At 67.6% G+C, this 23094-nt stretch carries 21 protein-coding genes; 13 read left to right on the top strand and 8 right to left on the bottom strand.

Features of this window, described 5'->3' with window-relative positions; translation table 11 throughout:
* Positions 1 to 178: 178 nt before the first annotated feature.
* On the bottom strand, positions 179 to 1660 hold the full coding sequence (locus tag ET475_RS04570; protein ID WP_129386449.1) for an aldehyde dehydrogenase family protein: 1482 nt from the start codon (positions 1658 to 1660) through the stop codon (positions 179 to 181).
* Positions 1661 to 1693: 33 nt separating this feature from the next.
* On the bottom strand, positions 1694 to 3100 hold the full coding sequence (locus tag ET475_RS04565; RefSeq protein WP_165310746.1) for an alpha/beta hydrolase: 1407 nt from the start codon (positions 3098 to 3100) through the stop codon (positions 1694 to 1696).
* Between the two features lie 229 nt (positions 3101 to 3329).
* Between ET475_RS04565 and ET475_RS04555 the strand changes: the two genes are divergently transcribed.
* From ET475_RS04555 to ET475_RS04530, 6 genes are read left to right on the top strand one after another with little or no spacing between them, the layout of a single operon-like run.
* A complete protein-coding gene (locus ET475_RS04555) occupies positions 3330 to 4544 on the top strand; it encodes an ABC transporter substrate-binding protein (protein WP_165310744.1) in 1215 nt (404 codons plus the stop codon).
* Positions 4545 to 4546: 2 nt separating this feature from the next.
* Positions 4547 to 5308 carry an ABC transporter ATP-binding protein gene (locus ET475_RS04550; protein WP_129386441.1) on the top strand — a complete coding sequence of 254 codons (762 nt, stop codon included), beginning with the start codon at positions 4547 to 4549 and terminating at the stop codon, positions 5306 to 5308.
* Entirely contained in the window at positions 5305 to 5982 is a 678-nt protein-coding gene (locus ET475_RS04545; RefSeq protein ID WP_129386439.1) for an ABC transporter ATP-binding protein, read from the top strand. Before ET475_RS04550 ends, ET475_RS04545 begins: the two co-directional genes overlap by 4 nt.
* Before the next feature lies 1 nt (position 5983).
* Positions 5984 to 6838, top strand: coding sequence for a branched-chain amino acid ABC transporter permease (locus ET475_RS04540; RefSeq protein ID WP_129386437.1), 855 nt, complete (start codon positions 5984 to 5986; stop codon positions 6836 to 6838).
* The gene (locus tag ET475_RS04535; protein ID WP_129386435.1) at positions 6835 to 7887 is read left to right on the top strand and encodes a branched-chain amino acid ABC transporter permease; all 1053 of its coding nucleotides are present in this window, start codon (positions 6835 to 6837) and stop codon (positions 7885 to 7887) included. The genes ET475_RS04540 and ET475_RS04535 overlap by 4 nt, the downstream gene beginning before the upstream one ends.
* Positions 7877 to 8350, top strand: coding sequence for a MarR family winged helix-turn-helix transcriptional regulator (locus ET475_RS04530; protein ID WP_129386433.1), 474 nt, complete (start codon positions 7877 to 7879; stop codon positions 8348 to 8350). Before ET475_RS04535 ends, ET475_RS04530 begins: the two co-directional genes overlap by 11 nt.
* Before the next feature lie 818 nt (positions 8351 to 9168).
* On the opposite strand, the gene menE is transcribed toward ET475_RS04530, so the two are convergent.
* The 5 genes from menE to ET475_RS04505 are packed head-to-tail and all read right to left on the bottom strand — an operon-like array spanning position 9169 to position 14260.
* The gene (menE, locus tag ET475_RS04525; protein ID WP_129386431.1) at positions 9169 to 10689 is read right to left on the bottom strand and encodes an o-succinylbenzoate--CoA ligase; all 1521 of its coding nucleotides are present in this window, start codon (positions 10687 to 10689) and stop codon (positions 9169 to 9171) included.
* 45 nt (positions 10690 to 10734) lie between these two features.
* A complete protein-coding gene (locus tag ET475_RS04520; protein ID WP_129386429.1) occupies positions 10735 to 11187 on the bottom strand; it encodes a MaoC family dehydratase in 453 nt (150 codons plus the stop codon).
* A gap of 21 nt (positions 11188 to 11208) precedes the next feature.
* The gene (locus ET475_RS04515; RefSeq protein ID WP_129386427.1) at positions 11209 to 12399 is read right to left on the bottom strand and encodes an acyl-CoA dehydrogenase family protein; all 1191 of its coding nucleotides are present in this window, start codon (positions 12397 to 12399) and stop codon (positions 11209 to 11211) included.
* Between the two features lies 1 nt (position 12400).
* The gene (locus ET475_RS04510) at positions 12401 to 13288 is read right to left on the bottom strand and encodes an amidohydrolase family protein (protein ID WP_129386425.1); all 888 of its coding nucleotides are present in this window, start codon (positions 13286 to 13288) and stop codon (positions 12401 to 12403) included.
* Positions 13289 to 13342: 54 nt separating this feature from the next.
* Positions 13343 to 14260, bottom strand: a complete 918-nt coding sequence (locus tag ET475_RS04505; RefSeq protein WP_129386423.1) for an SDR family NAD(P)-dependent oxidoreductase — start codon at positions 14258 to 14260, stop codon at positions 13343 to 13345.
* A 96-nt stretch (positions 14261 to 14356) separates the two neighbouring features.
* On the opposite strand from ET475_RS04505, the gene ET475_RS04500 reads away from it, so the two are divergent.
* The 3 genes from ET475_RS04500 to ET475_RS04490 are packed head-to-tail and all read left to right on the top strand — an operon-like array spanning position 14357 to position 17991.
* Positions 14357 to 14818 (top strand): MarR family winged helix-turn-helix transcriptional regulator, encoded by a 462-nt coding sequence (locus tag ET475_RS04500; protein WP_129386421.1) that lies wholly within the window; start codon positions 14357 to 14359, stop codon positions 14816 to 14818.
* A 53-nt stretch (positions 14819 to 14871) separates the two neighbouring features.
* Positions 14872 to 16071 (top strand): MFS transporter, encoded by a 1200-nt coding sequence (locus tag ET475_RS04495; RefSeq protein WP_129386419.1) that lies wholly within the window; start codon positions 14872 to 14874, stop codon positions 16069 to 16071.
* Positions 16072 to 16080: 9 nt separating this feature from the next.
* Positions 16081 to 17991: a M3 family metallopeptidase gene (locus ET475_RS04490; protein ID WP_129386417.1), complete on the top strand. Its 1911-nt coding sequence runs from the start codon at positions 16081 to 16083 to the stop codon at positions 17989 to 17991.
* 10 nt (positions 17992 to 18001) lie between these two features.
* Here ET475_RS04490 and ET475_RS18385 read toward each other — a convergent pair whose 3' ends face one another.
* Positions 18002 to 18784, bottom strand: a complete 783-nt coding sequence (locus tag ET475_RS18385) for an IclR family transcriptional regulator (protein WP_129386415.1) — start codon at positions 18782 to 18784, stop codon at positions 18002 to 18004.
* A gap of 136 nt (positions 18785 to 18920) precedes the next feature.
* On the opposite strand from ET475_RS18385, the gene accB reads away from it, so the two are divergent.
* The 4 genes from accB to ET475_RS04465 are packed head-to-tail and all read left to right on the top strand — an operon-like array spanning position 18921 to position 23094.
* Positions 18921 to 19427: an acetyl-CoA carboxylase biotin carboxyl carrier protein gene (gene accB, locus ET475_RS04480; RefSeq protein ID WP_129386412.1), complete on the top strand. Its 507-nt coding sequence runs from the start codon at positions 18921 to 18923 to the stop codon at positions 19425 to 19427.
* Positions 19360 to 20778, top strand: coding sequence for an acetyl-CoA carboxylase biotin carboxylase subunit (locus tag ET475_RS04475; RefSeq protein ID WP_242497761.1), 1419 nt, complete (start codon positions 19360 to 19362; stop codon positions 20776 to 20778). Before accB ends, ET475_RS04475 begins: the two co-directional genes overlap by 68 nt.
* Complete coding sequence (locus ET475_RS04470) at positions 20771 to 22234, top strand: pyruvate/oxaloacetate carboxyltransferase (protein ID WP_129393660.1); 1464 nt, start codon at positions 20771 to 20773, stop codon at positions 22232 to 22234. Before ET475_RS04475 ends, ET475_RS04470 begins: the two co-directional genes overlap by 8 nt.
* Positions 22231 to 23094 (top strand): HAD-IIA family hydrolase, encoded by an 864-nt coding sequence (locus ET475_RS04465; RefSeq protein WP_129386410.1) that lies wholly within the window; start codon positions 22231 to 22233, stop codon positions 23092 to 23094. Before ET475_RS04470 ends, ET475_RS04465 begins: the two co-directional genes overlap by 4 nt.

Raw genomic sequence — 23094 nt, 5'->3', positions numbered from 1 at the left:
GCGGTCGCGGCATCCCGCATTCTCCCGGTGTGCGGCGTGTTCACCCCGCAGGACGAACGTGCCCGGGCGGCCGAAGACCCCGGCGTGTTGCGGGGCCGGTGACAGATCGTCCTGCGAGCTGAACGGCGGATGCCGCTCAGCTGGCGGCGCCCTCCGCTCAGCCGGCGGCGCCCTCCGCTCAGCCGGCGGCGCCCTGGGCCAGATTGAACACGATGGAGTGCGACCGCTGGTACGACTCCATGGCTTCCGGGCCGCCCTCGCGTCCCCAGCCCGACGACTTCACGCCGCCGAACGGCACCGACGGGTCCATCAGCGCCCAGCCGTTGATCCAGGTGATGCCCGCCTGCAGCCGGGCTGCGACGCGGTGCGCCTTGGCGAGATCGCGGGTCTGGATGCCTGAGGCCAGGCCGTACGCCGTGCCGTTGGCCAGCACCACGGCCTCGTCTTCGCTCTCGAACGGCTCGACGGTCAGCACCGGGCCGAAGACCTCCTCGGCCACTGCCTCCGCGTCGGCCGGCAGATCGGCCAGCACCGTCGGGCGGAAGTAGAACCCGCCGCCGAGATCGGCCGTCTCGCCTCCGACGATGACCGTGGCACCGGCATCCTTGGCCCGTTGCACCATGCCCGTGACCTTCTCGAGCTGATCGGCGCTGGCGAGCGGGCCGATGACGGTCGCCGGGTCGGACGGATCACCGAACGGCACCTGCGGCACCGCTTCGCGCAGAATGCCCAGCACCGTCTCGTAGATCGGTCGCTCGACCAGCAGCCGCGGACCGGCCATGCAGAACTGCCCCGTGTTGAACACGAACGCCGAGATGACCGTCTGAATCGCCTGATCGAGGTCGGCATCGGCGAACAGGATGTTCGCGGCGTTGCCGCCCAATTCGGCCGTGAACGGGGTCAGCGCTGAAGCGGCGAGGGATGCCGCATGTGCGCCGACCGCGGTCGATCCGGTGAAGGCGACCTTGTCGACGTCGGGGTGCGAGACGAGGTGATCGCCGATCGCCGAGCCCGAGCCGGTCACCACGTTGTAGACACCGTCGGGCACGCCGGCCTCGGCGAGGATCTCGGCCATCAGCAGCGCCGAGAGAGGCGTGGTCGATGCCGGCTTGTGCACGATGGCGTTGCCGGCGATCAGCGCGGGCGCGATCTTCGAGCTCGACAGGATCAGCGGAAAGTTGAACGGCGTGATCGCGGCGACCACGCCGAAGGGCTCCTTCTTCACATAGGCGTGGGTGTCGCCGGTGGTCTCGCGCACCGCGCCGTCGAGGTGGTGGCCCAGGCTCGCGTAGTACTCGAAGAGCTCGGCCGCGTTGTTGACGTCGACGAACTGCGCGAGGGTGATCGGCTTGCCGACGTTCACTGATTCGGCACGTGCAAGCTCGTCGGTGCGCTCGCGCATGAGCTCGTACGCACGCTGCAGCACGCGCGCACGCTCGCGGCTGGAACGCCCCGACCATACGCCGGAGTCGAACGCCGCGCGGGCTGCGGCGACGGCGGCATCGACGTCAGCGGTCGTCGCGCGCGCGACATCCGTGATCTTGTGTCCGGTGGCGGGATTTATCACGTCTTGGCGCGCGCCGTCGGAGGCGTCACGCCAGTCGCCGCCGATGTACAGCCGCCCGGGAGCGAACCCGGTCGTGGTCTGGGGAATGGTCATTTCTTCTTCTCCTCGTCGAGAGTGGGATACCGCTCAGCGGCGCGACGGGTGATGGTGCCAGGTGTAGCTGCGTGCGTTGACGAACGTCGCAGGGTGGTACTCGATGAAACTGCTCGTCCCGACGCCGGTGGCATTTGCGGCCCGCGTGAGCGAGCGTGCTGTCGTGCTCGGCCAGTGCCCGCTTGACACGCGGGTGTGCACGACGTTCAGGGCGCCCACGATCTCGGACGGAGTGAAGTTGCAGTGCCCGATCGACTGCGTGAATGCCTGGCGCAGCAGGTGGCCGCGCCCGGCACGGTTCACCTGGTCGCGGTACAGGTTCTCGTAGGTCACCGGCGCGAGCTGGTCGCTGATGGTGTGCAGGGTGAGTTCGGGCACCGTGATCCGCCCGGTCACGGTGGATGTCGCCGTGAGGTTGCGCAGGGCCGTGGGGTCGGGCGCGATGTCAGCGGTGCGGGTCAGCGTGCGCAGGTCGGCATCGAGGTTCAATCCGGCTGCCTTGTACAGCGTGCGGATCTGCCGGTATTTGTCCGACTTCTTGATGAGTTTCGCGTAGTCGACGCCGACGTTCCACGAGGCGTTACCGCCGGCGGACTGCTCGATCGAAGGGCGGCCTGAGATGGTGAAGCTCAGCATCGGCGGCAACCATGCGGCCTCTTGCGACTCTTGCTCGGCAGCGGATGTCGGCGGGGTGTCGCCGCTGATCCAGTCGGGTACTTGCATGAGCGCGGCCGCCAAGGCGATCCGGGCTCGCCCGGTCGCAGTCTGCTGTCCCGCGGTCACGGCGCCGGACAGAGCCGAGATCGCTGCCTGTGCCTGAGCGCCATCGGCGTAGTCCACGAGTTGGATGTCGGGATCGTCGGCCAGCAACTGCGCGATGGCGTGTTCGCCGTCGAGTTGGTAGTTGTTGAGGTTCACTCCGCCACCGAGCAGACCGCAAGTGGTGAGGGCTCCGTCGATGCGTCCCTTTGCGCGCTCAGCCTCCTGAGCGCTGATGAGTCCGCCCATCGACGTGCCCAGAGCAAGCACCTGGCGCGGATGGCCGATCACGCGTTTCGCTGCGGCCAGCGCAGCAAACTGATCGTCGGTCGCCGATGCCAGAGCCCACAGGCTCGGCCCGCTGTAAGACGACCCGACCAGCGCATAGCCAGCCCCGAGCAGTGCCGCCTGAGTGTCGGGATTCGGCGCATCAGAGGGGGACAAGGTGCCGAACCCGTGGCTGTACAGCACGAGAACGCCGTTCCACACAGCAGGTTTGTCGGCGACCCAGGTCGCCCCATCGCTGAGGGTGCCGGTGAAGTGGGTCGGCGCGGCGGCGGTGGGGGTCGCGGTGGTGGGGGTCGCGGTGGTGGCTGCAGCCTGCGCGGCAACGCCGCCGGTGAGCACGAGCGCCGCCGAGGTGGCGATCGTGGTGAAGGCGCGGGTGAATCGTCTGGTCATGCGAACTCCTTCGTCCGACTGTGGGTGACGATCCCAATTATCAGGATCCCTGAGAATTGCACAAGGGGCATCTGTGCGCAGTGCACGGTGCGTACAGAGCGGATGTCACGACCCAGCATCGTTCCCGCAACGGGTCTTGACGGCGACCGTCGCTGAGTTCATACTTCCTGATAGTCAGGCAACCTGATATCTGGCCCGGCTCCTGAATTCAATGACGAATCGAGTGACGATGAAGTCCAAGACCCTGCTTGCCGTCGCTGCGTTTGCGACGGCATCTGTCACTGCGCTTGCGCTGTCCGGTTGTTCGGGCAACGGGGGCCAGTCGCCGACCGGCGATGCCGGCGGCACCATCAAGATCGGCGCGGTGATGCCGCTGACCGGTCCGCTCGCGGCCCTCGGCGCCGGCGACAAGGAGGCCGCCGAACAGGCGGTCGCCGACATCAACAAGGCCGGCGGCATCAACGGCCGTCAGGTCGAGCTGACCGTCGCCGACGATAAGACCGATCCGACCGAGTCGGTGAAGCAGTTCAACCAAATGGCCGCAGACAACAGCTACTCCGCGATGCTGGCCAGTTCGATGACCTCCGCAGCCGCCGCGGTGAGCTCGAGCATCACGCAGTACAAGATCCCGACGATAGCGCTCAGCCCGGTCGACCAATACGTCGACGGCAGTAACCCCTATGCGTTCACCTCGCCTGGAAACACGGCGATCTACGCCGCGGCGCTCGTGGACTACTGGAAGGCGAACGGCGTCAAGACGGTGGCCGTCGCCTATACCGGTACCGATCTCTATGGGCAGAACGGCGAGAAGTCGACCAAGAGCCTGGCCGAGGCCGCGGGCATGAACATCGTGCTCGACGAAGCCTACGACCCTGCGGCGACCGACTTCACCCCGCTCATCACCAAGGTCGTCGCCGCCAAGCCCGACGCCTTCGTGCAGTGGGGATCGGGACCGGCTCCCGTGATCATCACGAAGCAGATCGCCGGCAAGGGCGTTCCCTTCTACGTGACCGGATCGCAGGCGTCGAACCTGTGGCTCGAGCCGTCGGGGGATGCCGCCGAGGGAGTGATCGGCGCCACCACAGCAGCACTCGACCCCGACAGCCTGCCCGACGGCGCCTATAAGGACCTCGTGATGGCCGTCGCCCAGCCGTGGCGCGACCAGAACAAGGGCGTGAACCCGCCCGAGTTCGCATATGGCGGCGCGACGGCCATCGAGCTGTTGAAGAACGCGATCGAGAAGGCCGGCTCGACCGACCGCGGCAAGATCCGCGACGCCCTCGAGGCAACCGACCTGCTCACGCCCAACGGGCACTACCACTACAGCAAGAGCGACCACATGGGACTGGACGCAAGCGCCATCGGCATCATGGTCGTCAAGGACGGCGTGTGGAAGGCCACCGACTGGCAGGTCGACAAGTTCAAGACGGACGCGCCGAAGTAGTCATGCTCGACGTGGAGCGGCTGTCCCGGACTTTCGGGGGCGTCTACGCCAACCGGGATGTCTCCCTCACGGTCGCCGACGGCGAGCTGCGAGGCGTGATCGGCCCGAACGGGGCGGGCAAGTCGACGTTGTTCACGATGATCAGCGGACACCTGCACGCCCAATCGGGCCGGATCACGCTCGACGGTCAGCACATCGACCGCCTTCCGCCGCACCGGCGGGCGCAGCTGGGCGTTGCCATCGTCTTCCAGGGCGCGCGACTTTTCCCCGGGATGTCGGTGCTGGCCAACGTCGCGGTCGGTGCGACCTCGCGCACCCGCGCCGGAGCCGTCAGCGCGGCCCTGCGCCTGCCGCGACACCGGCGGGAGGAGCGCGAGATCTTCGCCGACGCCCACGAGGCGCTGGCGCGCGTCGGCCTGTCGGAGTGGGCCGACCGCGACGCCGAGCAGCTGCCGCTGGGCCAGCAGCGACGTCTGCAGCTGGCACGGGCGCTGACCGCGAGCCCGAAGCTCCTGCTCCTGGACGAACCCGCCTCCGGACTGCGTGCGAACGAACGACGCGAGCTGTCGCACCTGATCCGCGAACTGCACCGCGACGGTATGACCATCATGCTCATCGAGCACGACGTGTCGATGGTCACCAGCCTCGCCGACCGCATCACGGTCCTCGACCTCGGTGAGGTCATCGCCGACGGCACGCCCGATGAGATCCGCCGTGACCCGCGGGTGATCGCCGCATATTTGGGTAAGGATGCCGCTGCATGATGCTCTCCATCGACGACCTCGTCGTGCGCTACGGTGCCGCCACGGCGCTCGACGGCGTGTCGCTGACCGTGGGCGACGCTGAGCTCGTGGCGCTGGTCGGCCCCAACGGGGCGGGCAAGACGTCTCTGGTCAATGCGATCTCGGGGATAGTGAAGCCCGTATCGGGACGGATCGAGGTCGGCGGACGCGTCGCGCAGGTACCCGAGGGACGGCAGATGTTCGGCGAACTCAGCGTCGAAGACAATCTGCGCCTGGGCGCCTGGCGGCATCGCCCCAAGACCACCGCTCCGGTCTACGAGCTACTGCCCGATCTTCGGCGGTTGCGCACCCAGCGCGCCGACACGCTCTCGGGCGGGCAGCAGCAGATGGTCGCGGTGGGGCGGGCGCTGATGGCACAGCCCGATCTGCTGGTCGTCGACGAGCTGTCGCTGGGCCTCGCGCCAATGGTCGCAGCCCAGCTGGTCGAGCACCTTGCCGAGCTCAACCGCACGCGCGGCACCGCCGTGCTGCTGATCGAGCAAGAGATCGGCCTGGCCTTCGAGCTGTGCTCGCGCGCCTATGTGCTCGAGTCGGGACGCATCGTCGCCGAGGGCCCGACCGAGCAGTTGCGCCATGCCCCCGAATTGCAGGACGCCTACTTCGGCGGTCTCGATGTCGCCGGAGCGGAGGACTGACATGCAGGCGTTCCTCACCTATGTCATCTCGGGTCTGGCACTAGCCGGCTCGTTCGCCCTGATCGGCAGCGGCATCGTGGTGGTCTACCGCGTCACGCACGTGCTCAACTTCGCGCAGGGCATGCTCGCGGTGTTCGGCGCGATGATCTCCTACAGCCTCTTGGGCGGGATGCTGCCGCACGGCCTTGCCGAACTGGTGGCGGTGCTGTGCTGCGCGGTGATCGGCGTGGCCATCGGCATCGTCGCCATCGGCAAGCCCGGCACGCCGCCCATGATCGCGCTGCTGATCACCCTCGGCCTGGGCATGATCGCCGCAGCGGTGGTCATCGCGGTGTGGGGACAGACGCCGGTCTCGCCGCCCGGCGTGACCGGGAGCGTCGACATCTTCGGCGTGAGCCTGGAAACCCAGCGACTGCTCGTCTTCGTGGTGGCACTTGTCACCTTCGCGCTCCTGAGCCTGTTCTTCGCCCGCACCGACATCGGCAAGGCCCTCACCGCTGCGGCATCCAACCCCCGCGCGGCGAGGCTGGTGGGCATCAACACCCGAGCCATGGGTCTGGTCGCGTTCGGCATCGCGGGCATCCTGGGCGGCCTTGCCGGCGTGCTGATAGCGCCGACGACGGCGATCTCGGTGTCGTCCGACCTTCCCCTCGTTCTCAGCGGATTCGCCGCCGCGATCTTCGGCGGCCTGCGCAGTCCGTGGCTGACGTTTCTGGGGGCGGTGATCCTCGGCGTGGTCGGCCAGCTCGTGGCCGCCTACGGCAACGGCTCGTATCAGACCCCGATAGCGCTGCTGATGATGCTCGTCATCATGATCGTGCGAGCGCGCAGCATGACCACCGAGGAGGCCAAATGAGCACCAGTGCCGTGCGCATCCGGCCGATTCTGCGCCCGGTGCGCTGGATCGCGGCCATCGTCGTGTTCGTGATCCTCGCGATCATCCCGCTGGTGCTGAACGATCTGACGTTCTTCGTGCAGACGGTGCTGGCCGCCGTCGTGGTCACCGGACTCTCGCTGTTCATGGGGTACGCCGGTCAGGTCTCGCTCGGGCAGAGCGCGTTCGTCGCCGTCGGCGGCCTGAGCGTGGCCGCCCTCACCGTCAACCTCGGGGTGCCGCCGCTGCTCACCCTCGTGCTGGCGCCCATACTGGGTGCGGCGGTGGCGGCGCTGATCGGCTGGCCACTGCTGCGCCTGCGCGGACACTACCTCGCCTTCGGCACGCTCGCAGTGCTGCTGATCATCCAGACCGTGATGGCCACCGTGCCGTTCCTCGGCGGCGGCATCGGCATCTTCGGCATCCCGCCCCTCTCGATCGGCCCCGTCGTGTTCAGTGGCCAGCTGCCCTACGCGTACCTCGCGCTGGCGGCTCTGGCCGGTGCCATGGCGGTCGCACACAATCTGGTGAACTCTCGGTTCGGCCGCGGCATCCGGGCCCTTGCCGGCAGTGAGAGCGCGGCGGCATCCAGTGGCGTGGCGGTGCTGCGCAGCAAGGTGGTCGTCTTCGCCATCGCCGGCGCCTTCGCGGGCCTGGCCGGCGGCATCGGCGCCTTCTTCACGCCGTTCGTCAGCCAGGAGTCCTACCCGCCGCTCGCGTCGTTCGGCTACGTCATCATGGCGATGGTCGGGGGGCTCGGCACGCTGTGGGGCGGTGTCGTGGGCGCTGTCGCGCTGAGCCTGTGGCTGCAGTTGCTCAGCGCCCTGGCCGCGCTGCCCGGACTGCCCCCGACGGCCGGCCCGATTCTGCAGTACGCCGGATACGGTGTTGTGCTCGTGGTCTTCTTGCTGCTGCTGCCGCGCGGGATAGTACCGTCGGTGGCGGATGCCGTGAACCGATGGACCGCGCGGCGCCGCCCGCCGGCGCCGCCGGTACCCACGCCTGAGGAGGTCGCCGCAGATGCCCGATAGCGCACCATCATCGGTCACCACGGCGACCGAAGCGCCCCCGGTGACACTGCTGTATCTCATCAAGCAGGTCGAGCTTGCGGTGCGCTCGCGCCTGGACGAGCTGGCGGCGGCGCACGGCATCACAACCATCCAGTACACCGCGCTGACGGTGCTCGAGCGGCATCCCGGGCTGATCGCCGCGCAGCTGGCGCGCACGTCGTTCGTACGCGCACAGAGCATGACGCAACTGCTGGATGCTCTCGAGTCACGCGGGCTCGTCCAGCGGGTGCGCGATCCCTCGTCGCGGCGGCAGCTGCGCATCTTCCTCACCGACGCCGCACACGAGCTGCTCGACCGCATGCGCGAACCCGCCGCCGAGATCGAGCGCGATATGACGGCGGCGCTCACGCTCGGCGATGTCGAAGCACTGAGTGGGATGCTGCAGTCCTGCCGGATCGCCCTGGCCGGCGCCGCGGCGCGCTGAGCGGTGCGCGGTGCGCCGCGCGTGGCGCGCGGATCGGTTGCGCGGTGCGCGGTGCGGGTTGTCGCCGTCGTGCTGGGCGCCGTCGCGACGTCGTAGGATCCCCGCAGCATCCATGCTCGTTCTTCGGTCGTCGCATATTGCCCCTCCGGGTGCGTTGAGGGGGCCGTTTGTGACGACTGAATTCTGGGGCTGCGGGTTGAGTCGTCGCATATGGCCCCTTGTGGTGCGCTGAAGGGGCCATTTGTGACGACTGAATTTTCGGGCTGTCGGTTGGGTCGTCGCATATGGCCCCTTGTGGTGCGCTGAAGGGGCCATATGTGACGACTGAGTGCATACTTACTCCCCCGGGGGTATGCCGGCGGATGCGGGGGATGCCGCAGCGTGCGCCGTGCGGCGCGATGAGCGGTGCGGGTTGTCGCCGTCGTGCTGGGCGCCGTCGCCATGTCGTGGGATCCCCGCAGCATCCATGCTCGTTCTTCGGTCGTCGCATATGGCCCCTCGGGCTGCGTTGAGGGGGCCGTTTGTGACGACTGAATTTTGGTGCTGCGGGTTGAGTCGTCGCATATGGCCCCTTGTGGTGCGTTGAGGGGGCCGTTTGTGACGACTGAGTGCATACTCACTCCCCGCGGGGGATGCCGGAAGTGGGATACCGGGGATGCCGGAAGTGGGATACAGGGGGATGCCGGAAGCGGGATACAGGGGGATGCCGGAAGGGGGATCCCCGGGAGGATGCCGGGAGGATGCCGGGAGGATGCCGGGGATGCCGGCGGCTGCACGGCGCGCGCGCCCGCACACGCGACGCCGAATGCCGCCGGTGTCTACTCGCCGAACTGCGTGCGCAGATCGCCCTTGCGGATCTTTCCGCTGGCGGTGCGGGGCAGTTCGTCGACGAACCTCACGTCGCGCGGGATCTTGTACTTCGCCAGCCGACCCTGCAGCCGCTCGATGACCTCGGCCGCGGTCAGCGACGCGCCCTCGTCGAGGGTCGCCACAGCCACCGGCACCTCGCCCCACTTCGGGTCGGGCATCCCGATGAGGGCGACGCCCGAGATCTCGGGAATCTGCATGATCGCCCCTTCGACCTCGGCGGAGTAGATGTTCTCGCCCCCAGAGATGATCATGTCCTTCAACCGGTCGACGACGAACAGGTAGCCGTCTTCGTCGAGGTAGCCGAGGTCGCCGGTGTGCAGCCATCCGTCGACGATCGTCTCGGCCGTGGCCTCGGGGCGCCGCCAGTACTCGGTGATCACGTTCGGTCCGCTCACCAGAATCTCGCCGACCTCGCCGGGCGGGCACATCCGCCCTTCTTCATTGACGACCTTCACGTCGGTGAAGAAGTGCTTCAGGCCCGACGATCCCATCTTCTCGACGCTCATATGCGGCGGCATCGCCGTCGCCCCCGGCGACGTCTCGGTCATGCCGTATCCGCACGAGAAGTGCAGCCCGCGCGCTTCGTAGGCCTCCAGCATCCGCTTCGGCATCGTGGAGCCTCCGCAGGTCAGATGGCGCAGGCTCGACAGATCGGTGGTGGCCCAGTCGGGGTGCTCCTCGATCAGCTGGTACGTCGTGGGCACGCCCGAGAGCATCGTGACCTGCTCCCGCTCGATCGCGCGCAGAACGTCGCCCGGCTCGAACTTCTCGTGCAGCACGACCGTGCCGCCCTGCAGCAGAATCGGCAGGGCGCCCATGCCGAGCGAGGCGACGTGGAACATCGGCGAGATCAGCAGCACGCGTTCGCCCGCGCCGATGCCGTAATCCACGAGCGCGTTGAAGGTGTTCCAGGTGAGATTGCCGTGCGTGAGCACGGCCCCCTTCGGGTATCCAGTGGTGCCCGAGGTGTACAGGATCAGCGCGGGGTCATCGAGAGCGACCAGGTGGTCCCGGTAGTCGGGCGCACCCGACGCGACGACCTCGTCGTAGTCCTCGACGCCCGGGATGTCGCTGCCGCCCACGCAGATGCGCCGGCGGGCAGAGCTCGACCAGGTGCCGGCACGGGCGAGCTCGAGCAGCGCGCTCTGGAAGATGAGCGTGGTGGCCCCCGAATTGTCGACGGCGAACTCGATCTCGGGCGGGGCCAGACGCGTGTTCAGCGGAACGAAGATCGCCCCGATCATCGTGGTGGCAAACAGCGCCTCGAGGAACGACGGGTGGTTGTTGCCCAGGTACGCCACCCGGTCGCCGGCGCGCACCCCGCGGGTGTGCAGGGCGTCGGCGAGCCGCACGATGCGCTCATCGAGCTCGTCGTAGCCGATGCGCTGGTCGCGAAACGTCACCGCGGCGTCTTCGCGCATGCGCTGCGCGCGCCGGTTCACCCAGGTGCCGATGCCTTGGTTGAGCATGTCTCTCCTTCGTCGTTGAAGAATGGATGCCGCGCCCCGCCGGGCTCAGGCGTAGAAGCGGCTGAGCCCCCGGGCGACGACGGCGGGCTTGGTGCCGCCCTCGACCTCGATGGTCTGATCCACGGCGATCTGATAGCCGCCGGCGACTTCGGTGACCTCGGCGATCACGGCCTTCATCCGCACGCGGGCGCCCACGGCCACCGGCGAGACGAAGCGCACCTTGTCGAGCCCGTAGTTGACCTTCGTGCTCACTCCCTCGACCTCGAGCAGCTCGGTCCACATCGGAATCGTCAGCGACAAGGTCAGAAAGCCATGGGCGATCGGTCCGCCGAACGGGCCGTCCTTCGCGCGTTCGGGATCGACGTGAATCCACTGGTGGTCGTCGGTGGCGTCGGCGAAGGTGTTCACGCGGTCCTGGGTGATCTCGATCCAGCTCGAGAAGCCCAGGTCGTGCCCGACGAGGGTGGGAAGGTCGGTGTAGACGACGGTGGTGGTCATGTTCTCTCCTGTCGATGTCGTTCAGATGAAGGCCGAGGAGCCGGTCAGTGCCCGCCCGACGATGAGGGCGTTGATCTCGTGCGTGCCCTCGTACGAATACACGGCCTCGGCGTCGGCGAAGAAGCGCGCGACGTCGTTCTCGAGCAGAATGCCGTTGCCGCCGCACACTTCACGGGCCCACGCGACCGTCTGCCGGGCCAGGAGCGCTGTCTGCATCTTGGCCAGGGCGGAGTTCTCGTCGCGGTAGTCGCCGGCATCCTGGCGGGCAGACAGCTGCACGGCCAGCGCCAGCGATGCCACAGCGTTGCCCAGCATCCGTGCGAGCTTCTCCTGCACGAGCTGGAAACCGGCGATCGGCCGGCCGAACTGCTCGCGCTCGCGCACATAGCGGGTGGCTGCCTCGACGGCGCCGGCCTGCAGTCCCGCGGCGATCCAGGCGACATCCGATCGCATCGTGCGCAGCACCGCCGACACATCGCGCCATCCGTTGATGTTCTGCAGCCGCGCGGTCTCGGGCACACGCACCTCGGTCAGAGTGATGTGCGCATTCTGCATGGGGCGCAGCGATGCCTTTCCGCCGATCGTGTCCACAGTCACGCCGTCGGCATCGCGTGGCACAAGGAACACCTTGACCTGCCCGTCGGCGACGTCGCGGGCGAACACGGCGATGACGTCGGCGGTGACGGCACCGCCGATCCAGCGCTTGGCGCCGTCGATGAACCAGTCATCGCCCTCGCGACGGGCTGCGGTGGCCAGGCCTCCGGCGATGTCCGACCCGTGGTCGGGCTCGGTGAGGGCGAACACGCCCTTCAGCGCGAACGAGCGGATGCGCGGCTCGAGCACGGCGACCTGCTCGGCCGAGCCGCCCTGCCCCACGATCGCGCGGAACAACCCGGATTGCGCGTTGTACATCGTCGCCACCGACACGTCGGTGCGTGCGAGCAGATACGTGCGAAACCCGGCGAACATGCTCGAGCGGGCTTCGGCCTCGTCGACCCCGTCGGGGTCCATCAGGTGCAGCGGAACGAGCGCGCCCAGCACACCCTGCGGCATTGTCGCGGTCTCCCACGCGTCGGTCAGCAGGGGGTGGATGTCGCGCTCGAGCACCGTGCGCAGCTCGCGCAACGCGGCTTGCGCGGCGGGACTCAGGTGCGTCTGGGCGAACCCGTACGGGTCGATGCCGATGACGGCATCTGCGTCGATCGCGGGCATGTCAGCCTCCCAGCCCCAGTAGGCGCGCGGCGTTGTTCTTCATGATCCCGGGCAGTGCCTCGGGCTTGAACAGTGCGGTCTTCTCGGCGTCGCCGATCCACCGGTCGGGGGTGATCAGCGGAAAATCCGAGCCGAACAGGATGCGCTCGCGCAGGTACGAGTTCGCGGCCCGCACGAGTTCGGCGGGGAAGTACTTCGGGCTCCACCCCGACAGGTCGATCCAGGTGTTGTGCTTGTGAGTCGCCACCGAGAGGGCCTCGTCCTGCCACGGCACCGAGGGGTGGGCCATGATGATCTGCAGGTCGGGAAAGTCGGCCGCCACGCTGTCGAGCAGCATCGGGTTCGACAGGGCCAGCCCAAAACCGTAGCCGCCGGGCATGCCGGCACCGATCCCGGTCTGACCGGTGTGGAACAGCGCCGGGACGGCGGCATCCTGGATCGCGGCATACAGCGGATAGTACTGCTCGTCGCTCGGGTCGAACCCCTGCACGGTGGGGTGGAACTTGAACCCGCGCACCCCGCTCTCATCCAGCAGCCGCCGGATGCGATCGAGTGCATCGGGCCGCCGCGGATCGACCGATCCGTAGGGGATGAGGATGTCGTTGTGGCGCGCCGCCCCGGCGGCGATGTCGGCGCTGTCGACCGGCGGGTGGTGCAGCTGCGTCTCGGCGTCGACCGTGAACACGACGGCGGCCGTCTTGCGCTCGCGGTAGTACGCGGCCACCGAATCGAGGTCGGGCCGTGGCCCGCTCGTGCTGAAGTAGGCCGATGCCGCCTCGCTGAGTTCGGCCGGCATCGACGAGTGTCCGTGCGCGTCGACCTCGATGTGCACGTGCGTGTCGATCGCCGTCAGCGCGTCGACGTCGATCGCGGGTTCGTAGCGGGCCATGGATGCCTCTTCTCGGTCGTTGAGCGAGCGAAGCGAGTCGAAACGACGTCGCTACTACCGCTGCAATTCGTCGGGCAGTGGCGGAAAGCTCTCGCCGACCGACTGCCGGTGTGCGGCGATGATGTCGGGCAGGGCGTCTTCGAGCGCCTCGACGCTCCACCCTCCCTCGTGATACGCGTTGAAGACCGGCTCGGGGTGCGCCCAGATCTGCAGCCGGTCACCGCCGACACCGATCGCCTGTCCGGTGATGCCGGCAGCGGCATCCGACGCCAGAAACGCGACGAGCCCCGCGACGTCGTCGGCGGTGCCGAAGCCGAGATCGTGGCGGAAGAAGGCCGGCAGCGTCTGGCCGGCCTGCTCGGCCTCGACGGCCGCGGCGAAGTAGGGGATCGTCGCGGTCATCGCCGTGGCCGCGACGGGGATCACCGCGTTCGCGGTGATGCCGGCCTTGCGCAGCTCCATCGACCAGGTGCGCACCATGCCGACGATCGCCGCCTTCACACCGGAGTAGTTGGTCTGGCCGAAGTTGCCGCGCTGGCCGGCGGGGGAGCCGATGGCGATGACGCGCCCGGCGATCTCGTGTTCGCGCATGTACCCGACCGCTTCGCGCACGCACGTGAAGGTGCCGCGCAGGTGCACGTTCACGACCGTGTCGAAGTCGTCGTCGCTCATCTTCCACAGCACCTTGTCGCGCAGCACGCCGGCGTTGGTCACCACGATGTCAAGGCGTGAGTACGACTCGACGGCGGCCTGCACGAGCCGCTGGGCCGTCTCGGTCGAGCCGACCGGCGCGACGACGGCCGTAGCCTTTCCGCCCGCGGAGGTGATGGATGCCACGGCCTCGGCCGCGGTGGCCTCGTCGACGTCGTTCACGATGACCGCGGCGCCCTGCCGGGCCAGTTCCTGCGCGTATGCCAGGCCCAGACCGCGGCCCGACCCGGTGACGATGGCGACCTTGCCTTCGAGTGACATCGCTGCTCCTTCGCTCTTGCGTTATTCAGATGAAATCGCAGATCATTGAAAATGTCAAAGGTTGTGTTCTGGCAGGATGGCTGACGAGGAGGCGCGATGGGTGAGACGGCACAGACCACTGCTTCACCGTTGTGGGCGACATCGGTGGGAAGTGATCCGGCTTTTCTGCTCGCGCGCGCCAACGCGTTGTCGCTGGCCGATGCGACGGCATCTCTCGCCCCGCATGGACTGAAGGTGCGGTCATACTCGGTGCTCGCCCTGGCCTGCGCCGATGCGCGCCCCACGCAGCGCGAGCTCAGCGAGTTCCTGCGCCTGGACCCGAGCCAGATCGTGAGCGTGATCGACGATCTCGAGCGGCGCGGATGGGTGCGCCGCGAGCCCGACCCGAACGACCGCCGGGTCAATGTGGTCGTGGCCACCGACGCCGGCCGCGCCGCGTGCGCCACGGCGCGGGACGCCGTCGACGCCGACCAGCGCACGCACTTCGCGGTACTCGATGACGACGAGTTCGAGACGTTCACGGCGCTGCTGCGCCGCCTCGCCGGGGTTGACGGCTGATTTATCACTACGCAGATAGTGAAACGGATCGGGCGCGAGTAGCGTTGCTGAACATGTCCGACCGCGCGCCAGCATCCCGTTCCCTGCCGGTGCTGGTGATCGTCATCATCCTGTCGGCGACGATGCTGCGCGGGCCGATCCTCTCGGTCGCGCCCGTCGCGCGCACGATCGGCGCCGATCTGCAGGTCGGGGCCGGTGTGGTCGGTCTGCTGACCACCATCCCGGTGCTGTGCTTCGCGGTGTGCGCGCCGCTGGCGATAGCGATCATCCGGCGTGCGGGGGCGGATGTCGCACTCTCACTGACCCTGGGCGGTGTCGTCGTCGGCAGCGTTCTGCGCTCGCTGGACGGCATCGTGATGGCCTTGATCGGCACGGCGGTGCTCGGCGCGTTCGTGACGATCGGCAACGTCGTGCTGCCGATCATCATCGCCCGGGAGTTCAGCGCACGCCGCGCCCACACCATGACCGGCGTCTACACGGCCGCGCTCAACGTCGGCACCATGATGGTCACCGTCGGCACGGCGCCGCTGGCCGACGTGGTGGGGTGGCGCTGGGCGGTGATGTCGTGGTCGGTGCTCGGGCTGGTCTCGCTCGCGGCCTGGATAGCGCTGCGCGGCGTGCGCGCGGCCTTCGCGCCCAAGCCCGGACCGCGCCCCGACGCCGACGCCCCGCGCATCTCGGTGCTGCGGCATGGCCCGACCTGGCTGCTCGCGGCCGCCTTCTGCGGGCAGGCGTTCGCGTTCTACGCCATCACCGCGTGGCTGCCGACCCTGCTGACCGACCAGGGTTTCAGCAGCAATGCGGCCGGAGCTATCGCCGCGATCTTTCAGGTGGGCGGCATGATCGGCAGCCTGCTGCTGCCGGTGATCACGCTGCGCTCGTCGATTCTCGTGGGCGCCCTGTGCGTGGGGATCGGCTGGCTGGCCGTGCCGCTCGGGTTTCTGTTCGCACCGTCGCTATGGCTGGCGTGGTGCATCATCGGCGGGCTCGCGCAGGGCGGCGGCATCACGGTCGTCTTCATCATGATCAACGCCTTCGGCGACGACGAGCACACCACCGCAGGCCGTTCGGGCATCGTGCAGGGCCTCGGCTACGCCGTGGCTGCAGCCGGCCCCCTGGTGCTGGGCGCGCTGCATGAGGTGACGGATGCCTGGACCCTGCCCCTTCTCGTCGAGTTGGTGGCCGTGCTGCTGTTCCTCGTGCCCGGGGTGATCGTGGCCCGGCATCTGCGCACCCCCGCGCGGGCGGCGTAGTCTTCTGCGGTGACTCCCGAACCTCTTCGCCTGCCCGACGCCGCCGACACCCTCACCTGGATCGGCACCCGCTGCGATGGCGAACTCGCTCGTGCCCGCGAACTCGCCGCCGGCCTGCGCGCGACGCCGCCGACCGACGCGCTGGACGTGCTGAACGCCTGGAACGACATCGAGATCGCCGTCGCCAATGCCGCGGCCGCGGCATCCGTCTACTCCCAGACAAATCCCGATCAGGCCGTGCGCGACGCCGCCGACCAGGCCATGCAGCGCGTCGATGCCTTCCACACCGACCTCGGCCTGGACCGCGAGCTGTACGACATCGTCAGCACCGTCGACGGGTCGGGCCTCGACGCCGACGCATCCCGCCTGCTCGCGCGCATCCTGCGCGACTTCCGCCGCGCGGGCGTCGACCGTGACCAGGCCACCCGCGAGCGCCTGCGCGAGCTCGCCCAGCAAGAGCTGCTGGCCGGGCAGGAGTTCAGCAAGAACATCCGGGCCGGGGTCCGCACGATCCGGGTGCGTCCCGACGAGCTCGCCGGCATGCCCGACGACTGGATGCGCGCCCACGAACCCGGCGACGACGGTCTTGTGGCCGTCACCACCGACTACCCCGATTCGGTGCCCCTGGCCACCTTCTGCTCCGTGGCATCCACTCGCCGCGCCATGACGGCGCAGCGTCTGAACATCGCCTGGCCGGCCAACAATGCCGTGCTGCAGCGGTTGCTGACGCTGCGCACCGAGCACGCGCGGCTGCTGGGCTACGCGAACTGGGCCGACTACGACGCCGAGGTCAAGATGATCGGCGACGGCGCGGCGATCGGGGTCTTCATCGACAAGATCGCGGATGCCGCAGCCGAGAGCGCACAGCGCGACAAAGCTGTGCTGCTGCGCCGGCTGCAGCACGACGTGCCCGACGCGAGCGACATCGACACCGCCGACGTCAACTACTACTCCGAGCTCGTGCGCAAAGAGGACTACGCCGTCGACGCCCAGCTGACCCGTACGTTCTTTGCGTTCGAGAAGGTGCGGCAGGGGCTTCTCGATGTCACCGGGCGCCTTTTCGGCCTGAGCTGGCAGCGCGTGGACGCGCCCCGCTGGCACGAGGACGTCGCCTCATACGATGTGCTGCGCGACGGGGAGCGCATCGGCCGCATCCACCTCGACCTGCACCCGCGCGAGGGCAAGTACAAGCACGCGGCGCAGTTCGACCTCGCGTCGGGCGTGCGCGGCCGGCAGCTGCCCGAGGGGGTGCTCGTGTGCAACTTCGGCACCGGGCTCATGGAGCACAGCCAGGTCGTCACGCTCTTCCACGAGTTCGGGCATCTCATCCACCACGTGCTCGGCGGCGACCAGGAATGGGTGCGCTTCTCGGGCGTGGCCACCGAGTGGGATTTCGTCGAGGCCCCGAGCCAGATGCTGGAGGAGTGGGCGTGGGATGCCGCGGTGCTGGCCACGTTCGCCACCGATGACTCCGGCCGCACCATCCCCGCGGATCTCGTCGAGCGGATGCGCGCCGCCGACGACTTCGGCAAGGGCTTTCATGCGCGCACGCAGATGTTCTATGCGGCGCTGTCGCTCGGTATTCACGAGTCGGTCCCCGCCGACCTGACCGAGGCGGTGCGCGCGGCGCAGGCGGCGTACTCGGTGTTCCCCTACATCGACGACACGCATTTCCACTGCGCCTTCGGGCACCTCGACGGCTACGGCTCGGGCTACTACACCTACATGTGGTCGCTCGTGATCGCCAAAGACATGTTCAGCGCCTTCGACCGTGCCGACATGTTCGCGCCGCAGGTCGCCGCCCGCTACCGCGACCGGGTGCTGGCCCGGGGCGGGACGGGGGATGCCGCTGACCTGGTCGCCGACTTTCTGGGTCGGCCGTACACCTTCGACGCATACGCGGCCTGGCTCGCCGAGTGAGACGAGGCGCTCAGGGGCGGTCGGCGTGTGGCAGTGCGCGGCGCAGCGTGCGCGATGCAGACTGCGCAGCGGTGGTCAGCGCTCTGACGTAGTGGCTAAGATCCGGCTGGCGGAATCGAGCAGTCGGAACGGCGACGGTAAATGCGGCCACCGCGCTCCCTGCTGATCCTTGGATGCTGACGCCGACGCCGGTGACGCCAACCTCGGTCTCATCGCTGTTGAAGCCATAGCGCGCGCTACGTGTGTGCACGAGTTCATTCTGGAGCTCGGATAGTGACTGCACTTTGGCGGACCCCCAGGGGGCGAGCCCGGTAGGATGCCTCCGTTCCACTTCTGCCCACGGAAGCGCAGCCAGGATCGCCTTGCCACCCGCCGAGCAGTATGCAGGCATGTAGCCACCTATCCGTGCCGCCACGCGCAACGCTGCGCTGGATTCGATCCCGTCGATGAACTGGATGTCTGAACCCGCCAGGACCATGAGTTGAACGGTGTCGTCCACCTCGTCGTGGAGCCGCTGCAGCGTCGGGCGGCTCGCGCGACGGAGCTCGTCCAGTGAGACTTGGTCTACGACACGTCGAACCAACTCGGGTCCTGCGCGGTAGCTCCGGTCGCTTTCCTGGACAGCGAATCCGCGCGAGGTGAGGGTGGCCAGGAGGCGGTAAGCAGTCGAGGGGACGACCCCGAGACGTCTGGATGCCGCTTTCACCGTGAGAGAGTCACTCTCCCGCAGGTGCAAGAGCAACTGAAGAGCGCGATCGACGGATGTGACGATCCCCGCGTCCTCATTTCGCACAGCGCAACTATCTCACAAACTATTGCGCATGACGAACGAATTTCGTACTTTCATCTCAGGTGCGCTGCGCGCGAGCGTCGTCCGCCAATCTCGCCGCTTCGGTGCGGCTGCGCGAACAAAGTGATGCAGGAGCTACATGGACGTCGATTTCGAAGAGTTGGCGATGTTCCTCGAGGCACTCGAGGCATCGGACTTCACGCACTTTATTTTTGAGAAGGGCGACGCGCGTATCGAAGTGCGCCGCGGATCCGCGTCCGAGCCGCTCGCCTCGGCATCCACGCCGACGGTCGTTGCACCATCGGTGGCCGTGCCGACGAAGTCACCCGCCGCGGCGCCGGCCTCCGCGATATTGAGCGCACAAGCACCTGCGTCGACAGCGGCGCATGCGGTCGCGGGCGACATCGAGATCACCTCGCCCCTGCTGGGCACCGTCTACCTGTCTCCGAAGCCTGGCGAACCCCCGTTCGTCGAGATCGGCGCGCGCGTGAGTGCGGGAGCGCCCGTGTGCATCATCGAGGTCATGAAACTGATGAACTCGGTCGAGGCTCCCGTAGACGGCACGATCGTGGATCGGCATGTCTCCGACGGCGAACTCGTGGAATTCGGGCAGGTCGTGTTCACCATCCGACCTGACGGGCAATGACATGACCCGCATGTTTGTCGCCAACCGCGGTGAGATCGCAGTTCGCATCGTGGACGCTTGCGGCAGGCTCGGAATCGAGACTGTTTTGGGTGTGTCGGCCGCCGATCGTGACACGCTCGCCGCCCACCGTGCCGACCGCGTCGTCGTGCTGGGCGGGCCTAAATCCGCGGACAGCTACCTGTCGATCCCCACGGTTGTGCACGCGGCCGCGAGCACGGGGTGCACGGTTGTGCACCCCGGTTACGGCTTCCTCTCCGAGCAACCCGCGTTCGCCGCGGCCTGCGCCGAGAACGACCTGGTCTTCGTGGGACCCTCCATCGAGCAACTGACGGCGCTCGGCGACAAGCTGCGCGCCCGCGCCCTGGCTGAATCGCTCGACGTGCCGCTGGTACAAGGCGGCCGCGCAGACACGCTCGAAGAGGCGCACACTCTTGCTGCCGACATCGGGTTCCCCGTGCTCATCAAGGCTGCCTATGGCGGCGGCGGGCGCGGCATGAAGCTTGTCGAAGATGCTGCCGAGCTGGCCTCCGCCTGGCAGGTCGCCAGCTCAGAGGCAATGGCCGCGTTTGGCGACGGCACAGTGTTCGTGGAGAGCTATATCCGTGATGCCAAGCACGTCGAAGTGCAGGTGCTCGGTGATCGACACGGCAACCGCTTGCATCTCGGCGAACGTGAGTGCTCGGTGCAGTACCGATATCAGAAGGTCGTCGAAGAAGCACCCTGCGTGGCGCTGCCCAGCGACATCCGGACTCTCTTGCATGCCAGTGCGCTGCGTATCGCGACGGAGCTGAACTATGTCGGGCTGGGTACCGTTGAGTTTCTGTATGACACGGAGCGACGGCAGCTCAGCTTTCTCGAAGTGAACCCGCGGTTGCAGGTGGAGCATCCGGTCACCGAGGCGGTGACGGGCGTCGACCTCGTGCGTGAGCAGATCCTCGTCGCGCTCGGTGAGCCGCTCAGCCTCACGCAGGACGATGTCACAGTGCAAGGCCACGCCATTGAGGCGCGTATCACCGCACAGGACCCGGCGACAGGACTCATGCCCTCGCCTGGCCGCATCACTCGGTGGCGTCCGCCGGTCTCGGGCGACGTGCGCTTGGACTCGCACATCTATGAGGGCTACGTATTCCCGCCGTTCTACGATGCGCTGATGGGCAAGCTCATCTCATTCGGTGCCGATCGCGGCAGCGCCGTCGCGGGCATGAGCCGTGCCCTCGGCCGCTTCCAGATCGGTGGCGTTCGCAGCAACCTGCCGCTGCTGCGCGAGATCATAAGGCACCCCGACTTCGCAGAAAACGCGGTTACCACCCACTGGCTGGCCACGATTGTGGAGGAATTGGTCCATGGCTAACATCTCTCTCGTCGATGTCTCGCTTCGTGACGGTAACCAGAGCCTTTGGGGCGCCACGGGTGTCACGAATCGGCTGGCCGCCTCGGTGGCTCCCGCGATGAATAGAGTTGGTTATCGCGCCATCGAGATGTTCTCCAGCACGACGATGGCAACTGCGGTTCGCTTCGGAGCCGAGGACCCGTGGAAGCGCATCCGCGCCGTGCGGGCCGCCGCTCCCGACGTCACCCTCGGTTTCCTCACCACCGGAAAGCGATTCATCACGTTCGGTCGTACGCCGGACAACTTATTCGAGCTCGCCTTCGATCTGCTGCGACGCAATGGCGTCACCAGGTTGTGGGTGATCGATCCGATGCACAACATGCAAGATACGATCCGTACGGCTGAGATGGCCAAGCGTGTGGGGTTCGAAGAGGTCGTTGGTGGTCTGTGCTACAGCATCAGCCCTGTGCACACTGACGAATACTACCTCGCCAAGATCGCCGAGCTGGATGCTTCCGATGCGATCGACAGCGTGTACTTCAAGGATCCTGCGGGGTTGCTTACCCCTGATCGCGTGCGTGACCTCGTACCTCGTCTGCGGGGACAGCTGACCCGCACGCCTTTCCGTGAGATGCACACGCATGCCAGTACCGGGCTGGCTCCGGTCACCCTGCTCGAGGCCGCCGACCAGGGCATGGACATCCTGCACACCGCCCTCCCACCCCTGGCGTACGGCAATTCGCATTCCAGTGGCATCCGTGTGGCCGAGAACCTACGCGCGCGGGGGCATACCGTCGACGTTGACGACGACGCCATGCGCGAGGCATCCGCGATCTTGACTCGGCACGCGAAGCTGCACCGGCTGCCGGTCGGCGTCCCGGCCGAGTACGAGGAGGCCTACTACCGGCACAACATCCCCGGCGGTGTGATGAGCACACTAGAGCGCCAGCTTGCTGAGATCGGTAAGAAGGACCTGCTCCAAGCCGTCATCGAAGAGAGTGTGCAGGTGCGTCGCGACCTCGGATGGCCGATCGTGGTCACCCCGTTTGCGCAGTACATCGTGACGCAGGCAACCTTAAACATTTTGACCGGTGAGCGCTATGCGCAGATCTCTGATGAAGTCATCGATCTGTTGCTGGGCGATTTTGGACCACTTCCCGGCGACATCGACCCTGGCCTGCTCGACCGCGCAAATGCTTCGTCGCGCGCTCGTCGGCGTGGTGAGCCGACTCCCGAAGCGCCAAGCCTGACGGAACTGCGCGAGCGTTTCGGGCGCGATACCAGCGATGAGGATCTCCTGCTCCGCGCGGTGATGCCCTCCACCCAGGTCGACGCGATGGTCGCGAAGCGTGAGGCAGGTCCCGCCCAGAGTCTGCGCGACGTGCTGGCAGCGTTCGAGGCGGGGCCGAAGCTGACTGCGTTCAGTTTCACGACCGGCGACACGAGGGTCTCGGTGACGCGGAATGGTGCGTCATGACTCCTGTCTCTGGAGCGTTGAACATGGTCGACGCATGGGTGATCGACGTCGACGGGTGCCTCGTCAGCACGTCGCGCGCGGGAGGGCAGGGCGGTACGCCCATCCCAGGTGCAGTGGAGTTCATCCGTGCAGTACGCGACAGTGGTCATGCGATGCGCGTGGTCACGAACGCGTCGGCGTGCACGCCACACCGATACGCCCAGCAGCTCCGCGAAATGGGATTCGACCTGAGCGACGACGAGTTCATCACGGCAGGGAGCGCCGCTGCCGCGTACATCGCCGCGACGCATGCGGGCGCACGCGTTCTCGCGATCGCCGAAGAGGGCATCGTCGAACCGCTCGCCGCCCTTGATGTCGACGTGACAGTGGATGACGCAGAGGGCGTGTCCGTCGTTGTCGTCGGTGCGGTGGACATCTTGGACATGTCACGGCTCGGGGCCGCCTGCCACGCGGTCGCCGACAATGGCGCAGCTCTCTATGTCACTGTCAACACGCCCTGGTTCCATGGCGGCCGCGGTCGGTCGGTATGCACATCGGCCGCGACCGCGCACGCCATTGCGTGGGTCACCGGCGTCGAGCCTGTCGTACTAGGCAAACCCTCCGACGCGCTGGCCGCAACTCTGCGCCGTCAGCTTGGTGGGGACGCGGTCGCCATCGCCGTTGTCGGAGATGCTCCGGCCGAAGTCGCTCTGGCCCGCGAGATGGATGCTCTGTCGATCGGTGTCCTTACGGGCGCACTGACCCGTAAGGCTGTCGCCGACGCCTCCGATCGGACGCGCACCCCCGACGTCATCGTCGACTCCATCGCGGACCTCACCGACCACATCGCCCCCGCAGACAGCACTCGACCCCACGTGTAA

This window comes from Microbacterium protaetiae (assembly GCF_004135285.1).
Taxonomy (GTDB): domain Bacteria; phylum Actinomycetota; class Actinomycetes; order Actinomycetales; family Microbacteriaceae; genus Microbacterium; species Microbacterium protaetiae.
The sequence above is the reverse complement of the archived record's forward strand: the minus strand, read 5'-3'. Positions and strand labels throughout refer to the sequence as shown.